Here is a 3,803-nt window from a genome sequence, read left to right as displayed (position 1 = left end):
GCAAGTTTGATTTCTTTAGTGTATTTAGTCATGAAAATAACCCCCGAAATTAGTGTCCTAATTTCGGGGGTCATATCACTTGCAGGGCAGGGATGCTCTTTTGCTTTAAGATGGTATATGGTATAATTTTAACTTGAATTCAGATTGAAGGGGAAGAAAGCGTGAATCTTGTCAAAAAAGTCCTAAAATCCAGGCCAGCCATCGCCTTTGCGGCCAGCTTCCTGGTCACCATGCTGATCTTCGCGGCCTTCGGCTACGCGCCATTTGGCCTCAAGTCGGTTGCCGGGGCGGATGCCAATATCCAGTACCTCGATCTCTTTGCTTACTTAAAGGACGTCTTAGCCGGGAAAAACTCTGCCACATATACGATGAGCGCCTTGCTAGGCGGGGATGAGGTGGCCACATTTGCCTATTACTTAATGTCGCCGCTTAACTTGCTGGTCGTCTTTTTTCAAAAGAGCCAGCTGCCTATCTTTTATGACATCTTGCTCGCCCTCAAGCTGTCTTTATCGGCCAGCAGCATGGCCATCTTTTTAAAGCATAGATTTCCAAAAATTACTGGGAAATTCCAGCTCTTCCTGGCCATGAGCTACGCTTTCTGCCAGTACAATATCGCCCAGTCCTGCAACATCCTTTGGCTGGACGGGGTGTACCTGCTGCCTTTAATCTTGCTGGGTATATACCAACTAGTTGCGGTCGACAAGAGAAAAGGCTTCTTCTTACTGACCATCAGCATCGCCTGCAGTATGGTCTTTAACTGGTATACGGGCCTTATCAATATCATCTTTTCCGCCATCTGGCTGGTCGTCGAGGAAGTTCTGTACCTCTATGAGGGCAGTTATGAGTTAAAAGCTTTGTTCAAAAGGCTTGGCGGTTATCTCTCTGCAGTATTTTTGGGCCTGGCCTTGAGCGCCTTTATCTTTTTGCCGAACTATGTAAGCCTGAAAAGCGGGGCAAGAAGCACTTTTGACTGGGACCTGCTCAAGCCGGACTTGATCAATAATCCTTTTACAGTCGTCGGCAAGCTGGGGCTAAACGTGATGAGCGACTCCACCAATGTCTCCCTTTATTGCGGCAGTATTGTGGTGATCGCAGTCTTTGCCTTGTTTTTTAGCAAGGAATTAACGAAGGAATTCAAGGCAATCATGGCCTTGTTAGGGCTGGTGATGCTCCTCCTCTTTTACTGGCAGCCAGCTAATTTCGCCTTTTCACTCTTCAAGCTGGTCGAAAGCTACTGGTCCCGCTACTCTTATCTCGGCATCTTTATTTTGATCTTCATGGCCGGGATTTTCTTCAGCCAAGTCGAAGACAAGGTCCAGCCGCTTTTCTATGGAACGGCAGCGTATCTCACAATTTTTATCATCCAGAACTGGAAAAACTTGACCAGCAAGGGCGTGGTCTATACTGTCCTGTCAACCGTGCTGACGGCAGGACTGCTGATTTTTTACGAAAAAGCCGGGAAGAAGGGGATGCAAAAGCTTGCTCTTCTGGCTCTGGCCGGTCTGCTCTTGACCGAGATTACTTACAATGCCAAAAAGCTCTGGGCCACCTACAAGGATGACTGTAAAGTAGCTAAAGTTGATGAATTTGCTGCTTACAGCAGCCAGCAGGAAAAGCAGATCGCTGCTTTAAAGAGATATGATCCAGGTGCCTACCGGGTCAGCCAAACCTCTACCAGACTCAAGCTGCGCCTGAATTTAACCGCGGCATATAACGAAGGCCTGGCCTACAACTACTGGCCGATCGCCAGCTATGTCTCCAGCCAGGATCCCAAGCAGCTGAAGTTTTTGGAAAGTGTCGGCTACCGGTCTGCCGCCCAGCGGGTAACCATTGTCAACACTTCAGTCCTTGGTGCTGACTCCTTATTAGGGGTTAAATACGTACTGACCGGTCAAGTTCTTCCAGGCTTGGAGAAAACGGCATTGCCAGCTGCTAATGGGAAATCTGTATACCGCAACCCATATGCTTTGCCCCTGGCTTTTTCCAGCCAAAATGACGTAAATAACCCGGTCTTTACAGGGAATCCTTTTGCCTACCAGGAAGCGGCCTACAGCCAGCTCCTGGGCAAAAAGGTTACCCTCTATAAAAGGGTTGCCTATAAAAAGACGGTCCAAGCGGATAAGGTAACTTATGTGCTGAATTCCAAGGATAAAAGGAACCCTCTCTACGGTAATCTGCCCTGGAGCCAGGCCGGGGACAATGTCCTGGAAATCAATGGGAAAGTTCTCTCCAACTACGCCGGCTGGCTGTCGCCAAGCGTCTTCTTCATCCCGGTCCAAAAGCGGACCAGAGTAACCTTAAAGACCAAGACGCCCAATGCCTACCAGGCCCAGTTCTACCAGCTGGACTTGCAAAAACTGGCAAAGGCTAGTCAGGAAATCCAAGCTAAGGCCATCAAGCAGATCTCGTTTAAGGGGCCAAGGATCACCTTTACCGCTATAGGCAAGAAGGGAAAGGCCAGCTATGCCTACTTAGAAGTGCCGGTCAAGAGCGGCTGGAAGGCGACGAATAACGGGAAGAAGGCTGAGATCTTCGGTTACTTGGGCACCTTCATGAAGTTCAAGCTTAAGCCAGGTGTCAACAAAATCCAGTTAACCTACACAATCCCGAAGATGAAACTGGGAAGTTTGATCAGCGGACTTGCTGCTTTGGTCTTGCTCCTAGTGGCTTTTTGGCCAAAAATTGGGCAAAGAAGCAGGAAATAAGCGACTAAACGAATAAAATTCCATCCTAGTAATACCGATAATAAACCCCCTGAAATTATTGTCCTAATTTCAGGGGGTTTATTGTTAAGGTCAGATGAGTATCTTAATTCGTCATCCGTTCAAGGAATTAAGCAATTACACCGCTGTTCAGGCGGTCGACTACGACGCTGACAGGATCAATGCTGTGAATTGAGCTGATGCCCAGACCGAAAGAGGCAATTCCGCGGCTAAGATCGCCGTCATGCATCACGTACAGAAAGCAGTTATAGTCACCAGCCGCAGCCCAGATTTCAGCAACCGACTTGCCTTGCTTATCCATCTCGAGCAGCTTTTCTGGCAACTCACCAGGCAATGACCGGTAGAGGGAATTAGGCGTGCGGAACATAAGCAAGTCATTGGCATCATATTTGAGCATGTCCTGCTTGATGTTTTCAGCTAATGGAGATTCTTCAGTTGCCAAAAATGCGGTCCCAGCATATACGCCTTCCGCGCCAAGGTCGAAGGCTGCTCTGACGGTTCGTTTGTCAACCAGACCACCCGCGGCCACGACAGGAACCTTGCCATCAGTAGCATCAACGATCAATGGCAAGATGGCAAAAGTTCCGATGACCTTAGCTGGAATAGTGCCGCCTTCATCAAAACCAGTGGCAATAATCACGTCAACGCCTGCTTCAATGGCTTCTCTGGTATTTTCAGCAGTTGGCGTCACAGCACGGAAGATGATCTTGATGCCAGCTTCTTTGAACTTCTTTGCCCACTTGCGGTTCATCAAGCCACTCCAGAAGCACGACTGGAACGTTCTCTGCAACTGCAAGCTGAAAAATTTCCTCCAAGAAAGCTTTGGCTGGCAGCCCTTTGCGGGTATTTGACTCCGGCGCCTTGAAGCGGGCAAGAGAACTGGAAGCAACTGGTTTCCTGCAAATGACCCTGGTGGCTAGCGAACAAATCGCCTGGCCCGGCGGCTTCGGCATCGTTGAATAAATGAAACTGCTTAGCTGATTTTGTCAATTTTTCCTCAAAAAAGGTTCAGTATAAAAACTTGTGTAAATGACTGAGAGACTTAGAAAGCTTTCCGCGATAGTTCCATTAACCGCAGGA

Annotated in this window: 2 protein-coding genes and 1 pseudogene; 2 read left to right on the top strand and 1 reads right to left on the bottom strand. The window is 48.4% G+C overall.

Annotated features, from left to right (window positions below; all coding sequences use genetic code 11):
- Positions 1-161: 161 nt before the first annotated feature.
- Entirely contained in the window at positions 162-2,705 is a 2,544-nt protein-coding gene (locus tag FD23_RS08295; protein ID WP_025896468.1) for a YfhO family protein, read from the top strand.
- Between the two features lie 127 nt (positions 2,706-2,832).
- Here the strand turns inward: FD23_RS08295 and FD23_RS08290 are convergent, their stop codons facing one another.
- Positions 2,833-3,474: an NAD(P)H-dependent flavin oxidoreductase gene (locus tag FD23_RS08290; protein WP_025896466.1), complete on the bottom strand. Its 642-nt coding sequence runs from the start codon at positions 3,472-3,474 to the stop codon at positions 2,833-2,835.
- 65 nt (positions 3,475-3,539) lie between these two features.
- Between FD23_RS08290 and FD23_RS10795 the strand changes: the two are divergent.
- A pseudogene (locus tag FD23_RS10795) lies at positions 3,540-3,686 on the top strand (NADP oxidoreductase); the annotation flags it as partial.
- Between the last annotated feature and the right edge of the window lie 117 nt (positions 3,687-3,803).

The organism is Lactobacillus delbrueckii subsp. delbrueckii DSM 20074 = JCM 1012 (assembly GCF_001433875.1).
Classification (GTDB): domain Bacteria; phylum Bacillota; class Bacilli; order Lactobacillales; family Lactobacillaceae; genus Lactobacillus; species Lactobacillus delbrueckii.
Note: the sequence above shows the minus strand (reverse complement) of the source record. Positions and strands in the feature narration are given on the sequence as shown.

Excerpts from the sequence above, each read along its gene's own strand:
- FD23_RS08290 (WP_025896466.1), bottom strand. The coding sequence starts at position 3,474 with ATGAACCGCAAGTGGGCAAAGAAGTTCAAAGAAGCTGGCATCAAGATC.